Origin of the sequence: Lelliottia wanjuensis (genome assembly GCF_030238365.1) — a bacterium.
GTDB classification, from domain to species: Bacteria; Pseudomonadota; Gammaproteobacteria; order Enterobacterales; family Enterobacteriaceae; genus Enterobacter; species Enterobacter wanjuensis.
In genome coordinates this window covers 1-17,011 of record NZ_JASSOT010000075.1, presented here as the reverse complement: position 1 = coordinate 17,011, position 17,011 = coordinate 1, and the positions used below count along the sequence as shown (strand labels likewise).

Genomic DNA, 17,011 nt, shown 5'->3' with positions numbered 1-17,011 from the left:
CCTTAGAGATTGAGGTTACCAAACGCGTTTTTCCAGTCGTGCTCGAACTTCTCTATAGCCGACTCTACCGCAGGCGTACCGAGCATTTGTTGCGCTACATCTAAAGGAAGGGTGATTGCCTCACATCCGGCGAGCAGGCAGTCGAGCGCCTGACGCGGAGTTTTGAAGCTGGCGGCCAGCACTTTGCTCTCGGGGGCGTGCAGCTCCAGCAGGGATTGCAGCTCCTGCACCATGCGAATGCCGTCCCCGCCCTGGGCATCGACGCGGTTCACGTAAGGCGCGACATATTTCGCCCCGGCCAGCGCGGCGAGTAAACCCTGCGCTGCGCTGTAAACGGCGGTGCCGAGTGTGGTAATACCCTCTTTTTTCAGGATCTTGATCGCCGCCAGACCTTCCGCGGTCACCGGGATTTTGACCACGATATCGGGAAATGAATTACTCAGACGTTTGGCTTCGGCGACCATCGTTTCGGCATTGCGGCCCATGGTCTGAGCAAACAGAATGCCCTCCGGGCCGATGGCTTTTTGCAGGCGCGGCAGCACATCCCAGAGCGATTCGCGGCTCGCGGCGATAATGCTCGGGTTGGTGGTGACGCCAGCAATCGGGAAAATACGGGCGAGGCGTTCAACTTCCGCCACGTTGGCGGTATCCAGATACAGTTCCATGACTCTTCCTCTGTTTACAGTTCTAATTCACGTTGCAGCAGGGCCGCGATGGCCTCTTCGGAGCTGGCGTTGACCAGCGCGTTGCGGAAATCTTCATGCATGATGCGCCGCGCCAGACGCGAGAAAATGCGCATGTGCTGGTCGCCTGCGGCGTGTTTGTTGAGGGTCAGCATGATGATGAACTGCGCCTCTTCGTCACCCCACTGCACGGGAGCTTTGAGGCGCGCGACGCTGATGGTGGATTGTTCAATGTGCTCAGATTTACTGTGCGGAATGGCAAAACTGAAACCGAGACCGGTTGAGAACACGGCTTCGCGCGCCCATAAATCGGCTTCCAGTTTGCGCGGATAGCGGCAGCGCCCGGCCAGCAGCAGCTTGTCGGTCATGCCTTTCATGACCTCTTCTTTGCTGGACCAGTCGTTATCGAGTGAAATACAGCGCGGCGTCACCAGCGGCGTGTCCTGCTGATTCATGCGGAACTGGGCTAACAGATGCTCCACTTCCAGCGAGGTGCGACATGCCATCGCCTGGTTGAGCAACTGACGGCAGGCGCGGCTATCGAGCTGGGCCAGGCGCGCTTTGGTCGCCGGAATCGACGGCGAACCCATACTGAGCTCATCCAGCCCCAGCCCGACCAGCAGCGGCAGCACCGACCCTTTTGCCCCCAGCTCGCCGCAAAGCCCAATCCATTTCCCCTGACGATGCACGGCCTGCACGGCGAAATCGAGCGCCCGCAGGAACGCCGGATTCAGGCTGTTGTAATGGCGTGTGACTTTGGCGTTATCCCGGTCGACCGCCAGCAGATATTGCGTCAGGTCGTTGCTGCCGATGCTAAAGAAATCAATCTCTTCACAGCACTGGTCGATGATAAACATCACCGACGGCACTTCGAGCATGATGCCGAGCGGGATCTTCTCCTCAAACGGAATATGCTCCGCGCGCAGCTGCTGTTTGGCTTCGGCGAGTTTCTCTTTCACCCACAGGATCTCCTCCATCGAGGAGATCATCGGGATCATGATCTTGAGGCTGCCGTGGGCCGAGGCGCGAAGGATCGCCCTGAGCTGGGTGGTGAACAGCGCGGCATACTCTTCGTAAATACGCACCGCGCGATAGCCGAGGAACGGATTGTTCTCCGCCGGGATATTCAGATACTCAACGGGTTTGTCGCCGCCGATATCCATGGTGCGTACGATAATGCTACGCCCGTTCGCGCTCTCCAGCGCCTGGCAAAAAATGTTGTACAGCTCGTTTTCGCAGGGTGCGCTGGCGCGATCCATGTAGAGCATTTCAGTGCGGAACAGGCCCACGCCTTCCGCGCCGTTGCCAAAGGCGGCCTGGGCTTCTGCCGAATGGGCAATGTTGGCGGCAATTTCAATGCGCAGCCCGTCTGCGGTTCTCGCCTCGCGATCGAGCCAGACGCTTTGCTGTTCGCGCAGTGCTTTCTGTACCGCCTGTTCCTGCTGGTAATAACGGGCAACCGCCGGGCTGGCATTCACCACCACCGCCCCGGCATTGCCGTCAATAAACACCGGCTGTTCGCGCCACGAAAGCAGGCTGTCGCTGTCCACGCCGACCAGCGTCGGGATGTTAAAGGAACGCGCCAGAATCACCGTATGAGAGGTGGTCCCGCCACTTTTCAGCAGCAGACCTTTCAGCAGGGTTTTATCCAGCTCGAGGAACTGGCCTGGCGTGAGATCCTCGGCAAGACAGACGGACGGCTGCGTCAGCTGGCCCGGAGCCGGGAAGCGTTCCTCGCCATAAACCTGCTGTAACAGCTGATAGCATACATCGCGCACGTCGAGCACGCGTTCCTGTAAATAGCTGCTGCTGGAGCGCGAAAACTCAGCGCAGAAATGATTTGCCGTAGCGATGATCGCCTGGGCGCTGCTCAGCCCCTGATTGACGCCCGCCAGCAGGTGCTGGCGCAACGAGGTATCTGTCGCCAGCGAGCGATGGGCTTCCAGAATCGCGCTCGCCGTGCTGTCGCTGTCCAGGGCGCGAAGTTCGATGCTTTTCACCAGCAGCGTCAGACCCTGATCCAGCGAAGATTGCTCCTCTTCGCGGCTTTTCGCAGCAGGAAGAGACGTTAGCGCGTTGAGATCGAGTGAAGTGAGTAACGTCAGTACGCCGCGATCGCTCCCGCTGCACACGGGCAGGGCGCGAAAGAGCGTCGGGTTGAGGCGGGTCAGGGATTCTGGCAGCGGGTCAAGATCGGTGCTGATGGCAGCGGCCAGAGGCGCGTCGCAGTGCGGGAACTCCTCTTTGAGCCACTGCGTCAGACGCTGATGGGCATTCAGCTCGTCTGCACCTGTAATGAGCAGTCGGCAGGCATCACCCGTCAGGGTGTCGGTGCCTATTAGCGCCAGTGCGCTTTTGGCGTCCCCTTTACGATCGCTGCGCAGATTGTGCCACTCAATCTGCGAGGCAAAGGTATTGCACAGCGTTTCAACATGGCTTGCCGGACGGGCATGGACGCCATTGGGCAACTCACAGACAAACTCTACTACCTGGGTCATACGCACACTCCTGAAATCCCAAACCACTATTAGGGGAAAGCATACGAGCGCAGTGGTGAAACGCGCCATGTGACAAAACTGCCAAACGCTGGACAAATGTAATGTCTGGCTAAAAGTGAGATTTGACTCACAGGTTCTCTGTTTTTGGGCGATTCGACGCGGGGCGGAAATTACGAGGCGGATCGCATTTTTCTTTCTACATTACAAAAATCCAGCAAATGGCCTTTTTGTCCACTGTCAGCCGTCTTCCCGATTGCCTATTGTTTGCCACAACATCTCTATGGATATGGGCAGATAAAAGCCCGGGAGCGACACATGAAAGAGTTGGTGCATATTCTCAAGAACACGCGGCAGCATCTGATGACTGGGGTGTCGCACATGATCCCCTTCGTCGTCGCAGGCGGTATTTTGCTGGCCGTATCAGTCATGCTTTACGGCAAGGGTGCGGTCCCGGACGCGGCCACCGATCCCAATCTGAAAAAACTGTTCGATCTCGGCGTGGCGGGCTTAACGCTGATGGTGCCGTTCCTTGCGGCCTATATCGGATACTCCATTGCTGAACGTGCGGCACTGGCACCCTGTGCTATCGCGGCCTGGGTCGGTAACAGCTTCGGCGCCGGTTTCTTCGGTGCCATCATCGCCGGGATCCTCGGCGGTATCGTCGTCTTCTACCTGAAAAAACTGCCGGTGCCGAAAGTGCTGCGCTCGGTAATGCCGATTTTCATCATTCCTATCATCGGCACCTTTGTGACCGCAGGGATCATGATGTGGGGTCTCGGCGAACCTGTCGGCGCGCTCACCACCGGCTTAACGCACTGGCTGCAGGGCATGCAGCAGGGAAGCATCGTAGTCCTCGCCGTGATTATGGGGCTGATGCTGGCCTTCGACATGGGCGGCCCTATCAACAAAGTGGCCTACGCCTTCATGCTGATTTGCGTGGCGCAGGGGGTCTATACAGTGGTCGCCATCGCGGCGGTGGGGATCTGCGTTCCGCCTTTAGGTCTCGGTCTGGCGACGCTGATTAATCGTAAGAATTTCAATGCGGAAGAGCGCGAAGCGGGTAAAGCGGCGCTGGTGATGGGCTGCGTGGGCGTGACGGAAGGGGCGATTCCCTTTGCCGCCGCCGATCCGTTGCGCGTGATCCCCTCCATCATGCTCGGCTCCGCCTGTGGCGCAGTCACCGCCGCGGTGTTTGGCGCGCAGTGTTATGCCGGATGGGGCGGCCTGATTGTTCTGCCCGTGGTGGAAGGCAAGCTCGGGTACATCGCCGCCGTCGCCGTGGGTGCGGTCGTCACCGCGGTCAGCGTCAACGTGCTCAAAAGTATTGCGCGTAAGAACACGAAGCAGGTCGAGGAAAAAGAAGACGACCTGGATCTGGATTTCGAAATTAACTGAGTGAGGAAGAGAACATGGCCCGAATTATTGCAGTCACTGCCTGTCCGTCTGGCGTTGCCCATACCTACATGGCCGCCGAAGCGCTGGAGAGCGCCGCCAAAGCCAAAGGCTGGGAAGTCAAAGTTGAAACCCAGGGGTCTATCGGTCTGGAAAATGAACTGACCGCTGAAGACGTTGCGGCGGCGGATATGGTCATCCTGACCAAAGATATCGGCATTAAGTTTGAAGAGCGCTTCGCCGGGAAAACCATCGTGCGCGTCAACATCAGCGATGCGGTGAAACGCGCTGACGCCATCATGAATAAAATTGATGCCCACCTGGCGCAAACCGCCTGACGTCCTCCCGCCCCTCGGGGCGGGCTTGTTTTCAGCTACAGGAGTTCCCTCATGACGAATCGTATTCAGCGCCTGAAAGACGCTTTGTTCGCCAGCCCGCGTGAAATATCCCTTGAACGTGCGCTGCTCTATACCGAAAGCCATCAGCAGACGGAAGGCGAACCGGTCATTCTGCGTCGGGCGAAAGCGACGGCGTATATTCTCGACCACGTTGAGATCGCGATTCGTGATGACGAACTGATTGCCGGTAACCGTACGGTGAAGCCGCGTGCCGGGATTATGTCGCCCGAAATGGACCCGTACTGGCTGCTGAAAGAGCTGGAGCAATTCGCCACCCGACCGCAGGATCGCTTTACCATCAGCGAAGAGGACAAAGGTCTCTATCGCGATGTGCTTTATCCGTACTGGGAAAAACGCTCGATGAAGGACTTCATCAACAGCCAGATGACGGATGAAGTGAAAGCCGCGGTCAGCACCCAGATTTTCAGCGTTAACCAGACGGACAAAGGCCAGGGACACATCATCATTGATTACCCGCGCCTGCTCAATAACGGGCTGGGTGCGCTGGTGGCGGAGATGAACGAACACTGCCAGCGCGAGCCGGAGAACGACTTTTATCAGGCCGCGTTAATGCTGCTTGAAGCCTCACAGCGCCATATCCTGCGCTATGCGGTACTGGCGGAAGAGATGGCTGAAGGTTATGACGAACCGCGTCGCCAGGAGCTGCTGACCATCTCGGAAAACTCGCGCCACAACGCTCAGCATAAGCCGCAAACCTTCTGGCAGGCGTGTCAGCTGTTCTGGTACATGAACGTCATTTTGCAGTATGAATCTAACGCCAGCTCGCTCTCTATCGGACGTTTCGATCAGTATATGCTGCCGTTTTATCAGGCCTCGCTGACTCAGGGCGAAGACCCGGCGTTCCTCAAAGAGGTATTAGAATCCCTGTGGGTGAAATGCAACGACGTGGTACTGCTGCGCTCGACCAGCAGCGCCCGCTATTTTGCCGGTTTCCCGACGGGTTATACCGCGCTGTTAGGCGGCCTGACGGAAAATGGCCGCAGCGCAGTAAACGTGCTCTCATTCCTGTGTCTCGATGCGTATCAGAGCATCCAGCTTCCCCAGCCGAACCTCGGCGTGCGCGTGAATGAGTTTATCGACAGACCCTTCCTGCTCAAGACGGCGGAGACCATCCGTCTGGGCACCGGTATTCCGCAGATTTTCAATGACGAAGTGGTGGTGCCTGCGTTCCTGAACCGCGGCGTGTCGCTTGAAGATGCGCGCGATTATGCGGTGGTCGGCTGCGTGGAACTCTCCATTCCGGGCAAAACCTACGGGCTGCACGATATCGCCATGTTTAACCTGCTGAAAGTGATGGAAATCGCCATGCAGGAGAACGAAGGCAATGCGGATCTCAGTTATGACGCACTGCTCGACCATATCCGCCATAAGATTAACCACTACATCGCGCTCATGGTCGAAGGCAGCAATATCTGTGACATTGGCCATCGCGACTGGGCGCCGGTTCCGCTGCTCTCATCCTTTATCAGCGACTGCCTCGGGAGCGGCAAAGACATCACCGACGGTGGCGCGCGGTATAACTTCTCCGGCGTGCAGGGCATTGGTATCGCCAACCTGAGCGACTCGCTGCATGCTCTGAAAGGGCTGGTGTTTGAACAGCAGCGCTTAAGCTTTGATGAGCTGCTGGCGGTACTGAAGGCAAACTTCGCCACGCCAGAGGGCGAAAAAATTCGCGCCAGGCTGATTAATCGGTTTGAAAAATATGGCAATGATATCGACGAGGTCGACAACATCAGCGCCGAGCTTCTGCGCCATTACTGCAAAGAGGTCGAAAAATATCGCAACCCGCGCGGGGGGCAATTCACGCCGGGCTCCTATACGGTATCCGCGCATGTGCCGCTCGGGGCTGTCGTTGGGGCCACTCCGGACGGGCGTTTTGCTGGTGAACAGCTGGCGGACGGCGGGCTGTCGCCGATGCTCGGCCAGGACATGCAGGGCCCGACGGCGGTGCTGAAATCCGTGAGTAAGCTGGATAACTATCTGCTCTCGAATGGCACCTTGCTGAACGTGAAATTCACACCGGCGACGCTGGAGGGGGAGGCGGGATTACAAAAACTGGCCGATTTCCTGCGCGCCTTTACTCAGCTAAAACTGCAGCATGTTCAGTTCAACGTGGTGAATGCGGATACGCTTCGCGAAGCCCAGCAGCGTCCGCAGGATTTCGCCGGGCTGGTGGTACGCGTGGCTGGGTACAGCGCCTTCTTTGTCGAGCTGTCGAAGGAGATTCAGGATGACATTATCCGCCGCACCGCGCATCAGCTGTGAAGTGATCGAGACCCGCGCCGATGTGGCGCGGATCTTCAATATCCAGCGCTACTCCCTGAACGACGGGCGCGGCATTCGCACGGTGGTATTTTTTAAAGGCTGCCCCCACACCTGCCCGTGGTGTGCGAACCCGGAATCGATCTCGCCGAAGATTGAAACCGTTCGCCGAGAGAGCAAATGCCTGCACTGCGCACCCTGTCTGCGGGACGCCGAGGAGTGTCCTTCCGGTGCATTTGAGCACATTGGGCGCGACGTGACGCTGGAGGAACTCGAGCGCGAAGTGATGAAAGACGAGGTCTTCTTTCGCTCCTCCGGCGGGGGCGTCACGCTCTCTGGCGGCGAAGTGTTGATGCAGGCGCCGTTTGCCACTGCGCTCCTGCAACGCCTGCGCCGATGGGGGATTCACACCGCCATCGAGACCGCAGGCGATGCGCCGCTGTCTCGTTTGCTCCCATTAGCTAAGCAGTGCGATGAGGTGCTATTCGATCTGAAAATCATGGATGCGGAACAGGCGAAAACGGTGGTGAAGATGAATCTGCCGCGGGTACTGGATAATTTTCTGCGTCTGGCGGAGGAGGGTATCAACGTGATCCCGCGTGTGCCGCTTATTCCAGGTTTTACGCTGAGTGAGGCGAATATGAATCGCGTGCTGGCATTTCTGATACCCTCAGGAATACGGCAACTGCATCTGTTGCCATTTCATCAGTACGGGGAGCCGAAATACCGGCTGCTCGGACACGAATGGACCATGAATCAGGTGGCCGTCCCCACGGAAGAGGAGATCGCTACCCTGCGACAGATGGCCGAGCGGGCAGGATTTTTGGTCACCCTTGGAGGTTAATATGACAGCGATCGCGGGACACCGAATTGCCGCCGTCACCGCCTGTGTCAGCGGTGTCGCCCATACCTACATGGCCGCCGAACGGCTGGAAAAACTGTGCGGCCAGGAAAAATGGGCTGTTCGCATCGAAACGCAGGGGGCGCTCGGTATTGAATGCGAGCTGACTGGCGAAGACATTCGTCATGCGGAAGTGGTGCTGCTGATTACCGATATCGAGCTGGCGGGAATGGAGCGATTCGACCAGTGTCGCTATGTGAAGTGCGGGATTAACGCGTTCCTGCGCGATCCGCAAAAAGTGATGAGCGCAGCGCGTAAAATGCTATCGGCCCCGCAGCACACCCAGCTTATTCTGGATTAGCCGTCTTACCGGTAAGCTGGCTGTGGTACTGGCGGCGATACTCCGACGGCGAACGTTCCGTATTCTTGCGAAACAGTCGGCAAAAATAGTTACTGTCAATAAATCCGCAGCTGTGCGCGATCTCTTTTACTTTCAGATCATATCCCTTCAATAACTGGCGCGCGTGCTCCAGCCGGGTTTGCGTCAGATACTCGTTAAACCCTACCGCGCCGGTCTTCTGGAAAAGATGCGACAGATAGTTGGGCGAGATATAGAACGCTTTGGCGACAGATTCTCGGGTGAGGGGTGACGCGTAGTGCTCATCAATATAGTCGCGTACAGCACCGAATAAGGCTTCGCTGCGAGAGGCGGTCTGGATCTGACTGCCCAGCAGGTCGGTACAATGGCTCAGCAGACTTAAGGTAATCAGGCGTGCGGTTTGCTGCTCCTGGGGTTGCATCTGCATTTCATGCAGCGTTTGCAGCAGGAAAGAGCCAATGCGTGGGCCACGGCGGGCCACGTGTTGTTTCGCCAGATTAAGCAGGGCAACACCATCCCACTGCACCAGGCTAAAACCCAGCTGCTGCTTGCCGAACAGAATGCTCAGGGCGGTTGCAGGCTGCTGCCATTGCGGGAAGTTCCAGCCGCCCGCCGGGACGTACAGAACATCATTTGGGTGCAAAACGCCCGTCGAGGCGTCCTGCACGGAGCCTTCGAGTAGGATCTCCAGACGCGGAAAATCGACCTGCAGGGCCAGCTCTGGTGGGGGAGACGTGGGGTTAGCGAAATGCACTTGTTGGAGCGGTAAACCGCCGTTTATCAGGTCGGTCAGGATCTGGCTGATATCGTATTGCATGGTGTGAATACCGAAGTATTGCCCGGCAGCGCTGCGCTTGCCGGGCCTACAAAGCCGTAGGCCGGATAAGCGCAAGCGCCATCCGGCAAACTGATTAGCCCGTGTTACGCATGCCAGCGGCGACGCCGGCGATGGTGACCATCAGCGCTTGCTCCACGCGAGGGTCCGGTTCTTTGCCTGCTTCTTCCGCCTGACGGGAGCGGTGCAGCAGCTCTGCCTGGAGTACGTTCAGCGGGTCGGTGTAAATATTACGCAGCTGGATGGACTCGGCAATCCACGGTAAATCTTCCATCAGATGTGAATCGTTGGCGATCGCCAGCACCACTTTAATATCACCTTCCAGCAGTTCGCGCAGCTCTTTACCCAGACCCCAGAGTTCCTGTTTAACAAGGCGCTGGTCGTAGTATTCCGCCAGCCACAGGTCGGCTTTCGAGAACACCATCTCCAGCATCCCCAGACGGGTAGAGAAGAACGGCCAGTCGCGGCACATGGTTTCCAGCTCGCTTTGCTTGCCGTCTTCGACCACTTTTTGCAGCGCCGCACCGGCACCCAGCCAGGCGGGCAGCATCAGACGGTTTTGCGTCCAGGCGAAGATCCACGGAATGGCGCGCAGGGATTCCACCCCGCCGGTAGGACGACGTTTCGCCGGACGTGAACCGAGCGGCAGTTTGCCCAGCTCCTGCTCAGGCGTTGCTGAGCGGAAGTACGGCACGAAGTCTTTGTTTTCACGCACGTAGCCACGATACAGATCGCAGGAGATGTCCGACAGCTCGTCCATGATATGACGCCAGGCGTCTTTTGGCTCCGGCGGTGGCAGCAGGTTGGCTTCCAGAATCGCGCTGGTGTAGAGCGACAGACTGCTGATGGTCACTTCCGGCAGACCGTATTTGAAGCGGATCATCTCGCCCTGCTCGGTGACGCGCAGGCCGCCCTTCAGGCTGCCCGGCGGTTGCGACAGCAGTGCTGCGTGAGCCGGAGCACCGCCGCGACCGATAGAGCCACCGCGACCGTGGAACAGCGTCAGTTCGATACCCGCTTTTTCGCAGGTTTTGATCAGTGCATACTGCGCCTGATACTGCGCCCAGGAGGCTGCCATCACGCCCGCGTCTTTTGCGGAGTCGGAATAGCCAATCATCACCATCTGTTTGCCCTGAATAAAGCCGCGATACCAGTCGATGTTCAGCAGCTGGGTCATCACGTCGTTAGCGTTGTTCAGGTCGTCGAGGGTTTCAAACAGCGGCGCCACCGGCAGCGCAAAGCTGATACCAGCTTCTTTCAGTAACAGATGCACGGCCAGCACGTCGGACGGCGTCTTCGCCATGGAGATCACATAGGCGGCAACGGATCCTTTCGGCGCGTCGACGATCGCCTTGCAGGTGTTGAGCACTTCGCTGGTCTCTTCGCTGGGTTCCCAGCTGCGCGGCAGAAGCGGGCGCTTGGAGTTCAGTTCGCGGATCAGGAAGGCCTGCTTGTCGGCTTCGGACCAGCTTTCATAGTCGCCGATGCCGAGATAGCGGGTCAGTTCACCTAGCGCTTCGGTGTGGCGGGTGCTTTCCTGGCGCACATCGATTCGCACCAGCGGCACGCCGAAACACTTCACGCGGCGCAGGGTGTCGAGCAGCTCGCCGTTGGCGATGATGCCCATGCCGCAGGCCTGCAGTGATTTATAGCAGGCGTACAGCGGGTCCCACAGCTGTTCGTTCTGGCTCAGCAGGCCCGCCGGTTTTGGCAGACGCTGGCCTTTCAGACGCGCTTCCAGCCAGGCTTGGGTGGCCAGCAGCTGACTGCGCAGGTTTTTCATCAGATAGCGGTACGGCTCACTGGCGCCCTCTTCGCCGACCAGCTCCAGCAGCTCTGGCGTAGCTTCCACCATCGACAGCTCAGAGATTAGGATCTGAATATCTTTCAGGAACAGGTCGGTGGCTTTCCAGCGGCTCAGGAGCAGGACGTGGCGGGTGATTTCCGCGGTGACGTTCGGGTTACCGTCGCGGTCACCACCCATCCAGGAGGTGAAGCGGACCGGGACAAAATCGACCGGCAGGCGATAGCCCAGGTTCTCTTCGAGCTGTTCGTTGAGCTCACGCAGGTAGTTTGGCACGCCTTCCCACAGGCTGTTTTCCACGACCGCAAAGCCCCATTTGGCTTCATCGACCGGGCTTGGGCGGTATTTACGAATTTCATCCGTGTGCCAGGACTGGGCAATCAGCTGGCGCAGACGACGCATCAGCTGGTTACGCTCGTAATCGGCGATCTCTTTGTTGTCCAGCTGCTTCAGGCAGTTGTTCACTTCCACCATTTTGTGGATCAGCGTACGACGGGTGATCTCGGTCGGGTGTGCGGTCAGCACCAGTTCCAGCGACAGGGATTCCACCGCTTTTTTGATGGTCTCTTCGTTGAGGTCGGGCTGGTCTTTGAGTTTTCTGAGGGTGCGGGCAATCACTTCCGGGTTGCTGGCAGCCTCGCCGTTTGGCGAAATGCTGTGGTACTGCTCGGCGGTGTTAGCCAGATTCAGGAACTGGCTGAACGCGCGCGCGACGGGCAGCAGCTCGTCGTTGGACAGGTTCTGCAGGGTGGTGAGCAGCTCCTGGCGGTTCGCTTCATTTCCTGCACGGGAGGATTTGGACAGCTTACGGATGGTTTCAACGCGGTCGAGAATGTTCTCTCCCAGCGCGTCCTTGATGGTATCTCCCAGCACTTTGCCGAGCATACTGACATTACTACGCAACGCGGAATATTGTTCGTTCATAAAAACCCAGTCACCCCATCATTTTTGTTTATGCCCATTCAGAAAACTTTTGGACATTTATTTGTCATCTCCCTTTATAAAGCCACGTAAAACCCCCGTCGTCAATTGCTGCGAAAACGGTTCAGCAAACGAATAAATGTGGGCAATTTACGAAATTTAATTCGCTTCGCGTCAGATAAGAGATGCTTATGAGAATGTGATGGGGATCATGCGTTTTGGTGCCCTCACCCTAACCCTCTCCCACAGGGAGAGGGAATAAAAGCGGGGGGCGTTAATGCCAGCAGAAATGATGCACAACCTGGGTAATTAACTCGCGGGTCGGCTTAATAAAGCGGGTTTCCAGATATTCATCCGGCTGGTGCGCCTGATTGATGGAGCCAGGGCCGAGCACCAGCGTCGGGCACAGGGTCTGGATAAACGGCGCTTCGGTGCAGTAGTTCACTACGTCGGTTTGCGCGCCGAGCAGTTTTTCCACTACCTGAACCAGCTGGTGGTCCGGCGGGCATTCGTAGCCTGGGATCGGCGGGTGCAGCTCGGAAATGGTCAGACGGCCAGGCCAGCGCTCGCTTACCGGAGCCAGCGCTTCTGTCAGCAGACCATCCAGATCGCTCAGGGTCATACCCGGCAGCGGGCGGATATCCATATGCAGTTCGCAGCAGGCGCAGATACGGTTGGAGGCATCCCCGCCGTGCAGGCTGCCGAGGTTCAGCGTCGGGTACGGCACGGTGAAAGAGTCGTGGTGATAACGCTCTTTCAGGGAGTCGCGCAGCTGCATGATGCGGCCAATCGCATCGTGCATCAGTTCGATGGCGTTGACGCCGCGGGCCGGATCGCTGGAGTGGCCGGACTGGCCCATCACGCGTACGGCGGTAGAAATATGGCCTTTGTGGGCGCGAATCGGCTGCAGGGAAGTCGGCTCGCCGATGATGGCGCAGTCCGGGCGCAGGGCGGTGTTTTCAGAGAAATAGCGCGCGCCTGCCATGCTGGTCTCTTCATCGGCGGTCGCCAGAATATAGAGCGGCTTTTTCAGGGTCTTCACGTCAACGTCACGCAGGGCATCGAGAATAAAGGCGAAGAAGCCTTTCATGTCCGCCGTGCCCAGCCCGTAGAGCTTGTTGTCATGCTCAGTCAGGGTGAAGGGATCGCGCGTCCAGCGGCCATCATCGAAGGGAACGGTATCCGTATGCCCGGCGAGCAGCAGGCCGCCTGCGCCTTCTCCGGTGCTGGCCAGCAGATTGAATTTATTGCGGGTGCCTGGAACGGGTTGAACTTCCACCTTAAACCCGAGTTCGCTAAACCAGCCAGCCAGTAAATTGATTAAAGACTCATTGCTCTGGTCGAGCGCTTCTTCGGTCGCACTGATGGACGGCGTGGCAATCAGGGCGCGGTAAATCTCGATAAAGGGTGGTAAATTCATTTTCATTGTTGACATACCTTAGGTCGTGATAGTATCAATATTCATGCACTAAATGTGAATAAAAATACACTAACGTTGATCGTAAAGGAACCCGATGTTGAATACGCTGATTGTGGGCGCTAGCGGTTATGCGGGCGCAGAGCTAGTAAGCTACGTGAATCGCCATCCTCATATGACCATAACCGCTTTGACCGTATCAGCGCAAAGCAATGATGCGGGAAAATTAATTTCCGATTTGCATCCGCAGCTTAAGGGAATCGTGGATCTGCCGTTGCAGCCGATGTCCGACATCAGCGAGTTTACCGACGGTGTGGACGTGGTGTTTTTAGCCACCGCGCACGAAGTCAGCCATGACCTCGCGCCGCAGTTCCTCGCAGCCGGCTGTGTGGTCTTTGATCTCTCTGGCGCGTTCCGCGTCAACGACAGTGCCTTCTATGAAAAATATTACGGCTTTACTCACCAGCACCCGGATCTGCTTAAAAAAGCGGTTTATGGTCTGGCGGAGTGGAGCGCGGAGAAGCTGAAAGAAGCTAATCTGATTGCCGTGCCAGGGTGCTACCCGACGGCGGCGCAGCTTTCCCTCAAACCTTTGATCGACGCGGGCCTGCTGGATCTGAATCAGTGGCCGGTGATCAACGCCACCAGTGGCGTGAGCGGTGCCGGGCGCAAGGCGACGATTTCCAACAGTTTCTGCGAAGTGAGCCTGCAGCCGTATGGCGTGTTTAATCACCGTCATCACCCGGAAATCACCACTCACCTGGGTGCGGAGGTGATTTTCACCCCGCATCTGGGCAACTTCCCGCGCGGGATCCTGGAAACCATCACCTGCCGCCTGAAACCGGGCGTGACCAAAGAGCAGGTGGCTGAGGTCTTCCAGCAGGCGTATGCCGACAAACCGCTGGTGCGTCTGTACGACAAAGGCGTTCCGGCGCTGAAAAACGTGGTCGGACTGCCATTCTGCGATATCGGTTTTGCCGTTCAGGGCGAACACCTGATCGTGGTGGCTGCGGAAGATAACCTCCTCAAAGGCGCTGCCGCACAGGCAGTGCAGTGTGCAAATATTCGTTTTGGCTTCGCCGAAACGCAGTCTCTTATTTAAGGTGTGATGATGAATCCATTAATTATCAAACTCGGTGGTGTGCTGCTGGACAGCGAAGAAGCCCTGGAGCGTCTGTTTACTGCCCTGGTGAACTATCGTGAATCACACCAACGTCCGCTGGTGATTGTCCACGGCGGCGGCTGCGTGGTGGACGAGTTGATGAAAGGCCTGAACCTGCCGGTGAAGAAGAAAAATGGCCTGCGCGTGACGCCTGCCGATCAGATCGACATCATTACCGGTGCGCTGGCGGGTACGGCGAACAAAACGCTGCTGGCGTGGGCGAAGAAACATCATATCGCGTCCGTGGGCCTGTATCTGGGCGACGGTGACAGCGTAAATGTGACTCAGCTCGACGAAGAACTGGGTCACGTTGGACTGGCGCAGCCGGGTTCACCTAAGCTGATTAACACCCTGCTGGAAGGCGGTTTCCTGCCGGTTGTGAGCTCTATCGGGGTGACCGAAGAGGGACAGCTGATGAACGTGAACGCCGACCAGGCGGCCACGGCACTGGCGGCGACGCTGGGCGCGGATCTGATTCTGCTCTCCGATGTGAGCGGGATTCTGGATGGAAAAGGTCAGCGCATTGCCGAGATGACGGCGGCGAAAGCCGAGCAGCTGATCGACCAGGGCATTATCACCGACGGCATGATTGTGAAGGTAAACGCCGCGCTGGATGCGGCGCGCACGCTGGGCCGTCCTGTGGATATCGCTTCGTGGCGTCACGCGGAACAACTCCCGGCGCTGTTTAACGGCACGCCGATTGGGACGCGTATTCTGGCTTAACATTCTGTGCCGGATGGCGCTTCGCTTATCCGGCCTACGGTTTTGTCGCCGTGTAGGCGAAGCGCCATCCGGCAATAAAATCCAATACCAGGTTGGGTGTGCGAAGCGCCACCCGACAGAACTAACCGAATTTAAGGAAGCATGTTATGGCACTTTGGGGTGGGCGTTTTACACAGGCAGCGGATCAGCGGTTCAAACAGTTCAATGACTCTTTGCGCTTCGACTACCGCCTGGCCGAACAGGATATCGTCGGCTCTGTGGCCTGGTCTAAAGCGCTGGTCTCCGTGGGCGTGCTGACGGCAGACGAACAAGTGCAGCTCGAAGAGGCGCTGAATAATCTGCTGGAAGAGGTTCGCCTGAACCCGCAGCAGATCCTCGAAAGCGATGCTGAAGATATTCACAGCTGGGTGGAAGGCAAACTGATCGACAAAGTCGGCCAGTTGGGCAAAAAGCTGCACACCGGGCGTAGCCGTAACGATCAGGTCGCGACTGACCTGAAGCTGTGGTGCAAAGATACCGTGGTAGAACTGCTGTCGGCGAACCGTCAGCTGCAGAGTGCGCTGGTGGAAACTGCGCACAACAACCAGGACGCGGTGATGCCGGGCTATACCCACCTGCAGCGCGCGCAGCCGGTGACCTTTGCGCACTGGTGTCTGGCGTACGTTGAGATGCTGGCGCGTGACGAGAGCCGTTTGCAGGATACCCTGAAGCGTCTGGACGTGAGCCCGCTCGGCAGCGGCGCGCTGGCCGGAACCGCCTATGAAATCGACCGTGAACAGCTGGCCGGCTGGTTGGGCTTTGCCTCTGCCACTCGCAACAGCCTGGATAGCGTTTCCGATCGCGACCACGTGCTGGAGCTGCTGTCGAACGCCTCTATTGGCATGGTGCATCTGTCGCGCTTTGCCGAAGATCTGATTTTCTTCAACTCGGGTGAAGCCGGGTTTGTTGAGCTGTCCGACCGTGTGACATCCGGCTCTTCCCTGATGCCACAGAAGAAAAACCCGGATGCGCTGGAGCTGATCCGCGGCAAATGTGGCCGCGTGCAGGGCGCGCTGACCGGCATGATGATGACCCTGAAAGGTCTGCCGTTGGCCTACAACAAAGATATGCAGGAAGATAAAGAAGGGCTGTTCGACGCCCTCGACACCTGGCTGGATTGCCTGCATATGGGCGCATTGGTGCTGGACGGCATTCAGGTGAAACGTCCGCGCTGCCAGGAAGCGGCGCAGCAGGGTTATGCGAACTCCACGGAGCTGGCGGATTATCTGGTCGCCAAAGGCGTGCCGTTCCGTGAAGCGCACCACATTGTGGGCGAAGCGGTGGTGGAGGCGATTCGTCAGGGCAAACCGCTGGAAGATCTTACGCTTGCCGATCTGCAGAAATTCAGCGCGGTGATTGGCGAGGATGTCTATCCGATTTTGTCCCTGCAATCCTGTCTGGATAAGCGTGCGGCGAAAGGCGGTGTGTCGCCGAAGCAGGTGGCACAGGCGATTGCGGATGCGAAAGATCGGTTGATTTAATGACGTGCGGGCTGATGCCCTCACCCCGACCCTTATGTCTTGATCTTCTCCGCTTCTGCGGAGAAGATCCCCGACTGATCATCGGGAGGTTACCGGTGAGCATCACCCGGCCCTGGTGCCACTGAGCCCGTGGGAGAGATTATGCCCCGGTAACC

13 protein-coding genes are annotated in these 17,011 nt (G+C 57.8%); 8 read left to right on the top strand and 5 right to left on the bottom strand.

The genetic code is table 11. From position 1 onward, the window contains the following. Window positions 1-2: 2 nt before the first annotated feature. Both fsa and ptsP read right to left on the bottom strand, forming a co-directional pair. Window positions 3-665 carry a fructose-6-phosphate aldolase gene (fsa, locus tag QQF33_RS22755; RefSeq protein WP_285148565.1) on the bottom strand — a complete coding sequence of 221 codons (663 nt, stop codon included), beginning with the start codon at window positions 663-665 and terminating at the stop codon, window positions 3-5. Between the two features lie 14 nt (window positions 666-679). Next, on the bottom strand, window positions 680-3,181 hold the full coding sequence (gene ptsP, locus QQF33_RS22750; protein WP_285148563.1) for a phosphoenolpyruvate--protein phosphotransferase: 2,502 nt from the start codon (window positions 3,179-3,181) through the stop codon (window positions 680-682). Between the two features lie 315 nt (window positions 3,182-3,496). On the opposite strand from ptsP, the gene QQF33_RS22745 reads away from it, so the two are divergent. The 5 genes from QQF33_RS22745 to QQF33_RS22725 are packed head-to-tail and all read left to right on the top strand — an operon-like array spanning window position 3,497 to window position 8,456. Beyond that, window positions 3,497-4,576 (top strand): PTS fructose transporter subunit EIIC, encoded by a 1,080-nt coding sequence (locus QQF33_RS22745; protein WP_282492133.1) that lies wholly within the window; start codon window positions 3,497-3,499, stop codon window positions 4,574-4,576. Window positions 4,577-4,590: 14 nt separating this feature from the next. Further along, window positions 4,591-4,911, top strand: coding sequence for a PTS fructose-like transporter subunit IIB (locus tag QQF33_RS22740; protein ID WP_023326311.1), 321 nt, complete (start codon window positions 4,591-4,593; stop codon window positions 4,909-4,911). 51 nt (window positions 4,912-4,962) lie between these two features. Further along, window positions 4,963-7,257 (top strand): formate C-acetyltransferase, encoded by a 2,295-nt coding sequence (locus QQF33_RS22735; RefSeq protein ID WP_285148562.1) that lies wholly within the window; start codon window positions 4,963-4,965, stop codon window positions 7,255-7,257. Then, window positions 7,223-8,098 (top strand): [formate-C-acetyltransferase]-activating enzyme, encoded by an 876-nt coding sequence (locus QQF33_RS22730; RefSeq protein WP_285146540.1) that lies wholly within the window; start codon window positions 7,223-7,225, stop codon window positions 8,096-8,098. The genes QQF33_RS22735 and QQF33_RS22730 overlap by 35 nt, the downstream gene beginning before the upstream one ends. A 1-nt stretch (window position 8,099) precedes the next feature. Continuing rightward, window positions 8,100-8,456 carry a PTS fructose-like transporter subunit IIB gene (locus tag QQF33_RS22725; RefSeq protein ID WP_285146541.1) on the top strand — a complete coding sequence of 119 codons (357 nt, stop codon included), beginning with the start codon at window positions 8,100-8,102 and terminating at the stop codon, window positions 8,454-8,456. Here the strand turns inward: QQF33_RS22725 and QQF33_RS22720 are convergent. The 3 genes from QQF33_RS22720 to argE form a co-directional block, all read right to left on the bottom strand. Next, window positions 8,443-9,291: a helix-turn-helix transcriptional regulator gene (locus QQF33_RS22720; protein WP_285146542.1), complete on the bottom strand. Its 849-nt coding sequence runs from the start codon at window positions 9,289-9,291 to the stop codon at window positions 8,443-8,445. The genes QQF33_RS22725 and QQF33_RS22720 overlap by 14 nt on opposite strands. A gap of 94 nt (window positions 9,292-9,385) precedes the next feature. Continuing rightward, window positions 9,386-12,037, bottom strand: a complete 2,652-nt coding sequence (ppc, locus tag QQF33_RS22715) for a phosphoenolpyruvate carboxylase (protein ID WP_285158648.1) — start codon at window positions 12,035-12,037, stop codon at window positions 9,386-9,388. Between the two features lie 271 nt (window positions 12,038-12,308). Then, the gene (argE, locus tag QQF33_RS22710) at window positions 12,309-13,460 is read right to left on the bottom strand and encodes an acetylornithine deacetylase (RefSeq protein WP_100778398.1); all 1,152 of its coding nucleotides are present in this window, start codon (window positions 13,458-13,460) and stop codon (window positions 12,309-12,311) included. 88 nt (window positions 13,461-13,548) lie between these two features. Between argE and argC the strand changes: the two genes are divergently transcribed. The 3 genes from argC (at window position 13,549) to argH (ending at window position 16,856) form a co-directional block, all read left to right on the top strand. After that, window positions 13,549-14,553 carry an N-acetyl-gamma-glutamyl-phosphate reductase gene (gene argC / locus QQF33_RS22705; protein ID WP_285148561.1) on the top strand — a complete coding sequence of 335 codons (1,005 nt, stop codon included), beginning with the start codon at window positions 13,549-13,551 and terminating at the stop codon, window positions 14,551-14,553. A 6-nt stretch (window positions 14,554-14,559) separates the two neighbouring features. After that, window positions 14,560-15,336 carry an acetylglutamate kinase gene (gene argB, locus QQF33_RS22700; RefSeq protein WP_095283929.1) on the top strand — a complete coding sequence of 259 codons (777 nt, stop codon included), beginning with the start codon at window positions 14,560-14,562 and terminating at the stop codon, window positions 15,334-15,336. A gap of 146 nt (window positions 15,337-15,482) precedes the next feature. After that, window positions 15,483-16,856, top strand: a complete 1,374-nt coding sequence (gene argH, locus QQF33_RS22695) for an argininosuccinate lyase (protein WP_285148560.1) — start codon at window positions 15,483-15,485, stop codon at window positions 16,854-16,856. The last annotated feature ends 155 nt before the right edge of the window (window positions 16,857-17,011 follow it).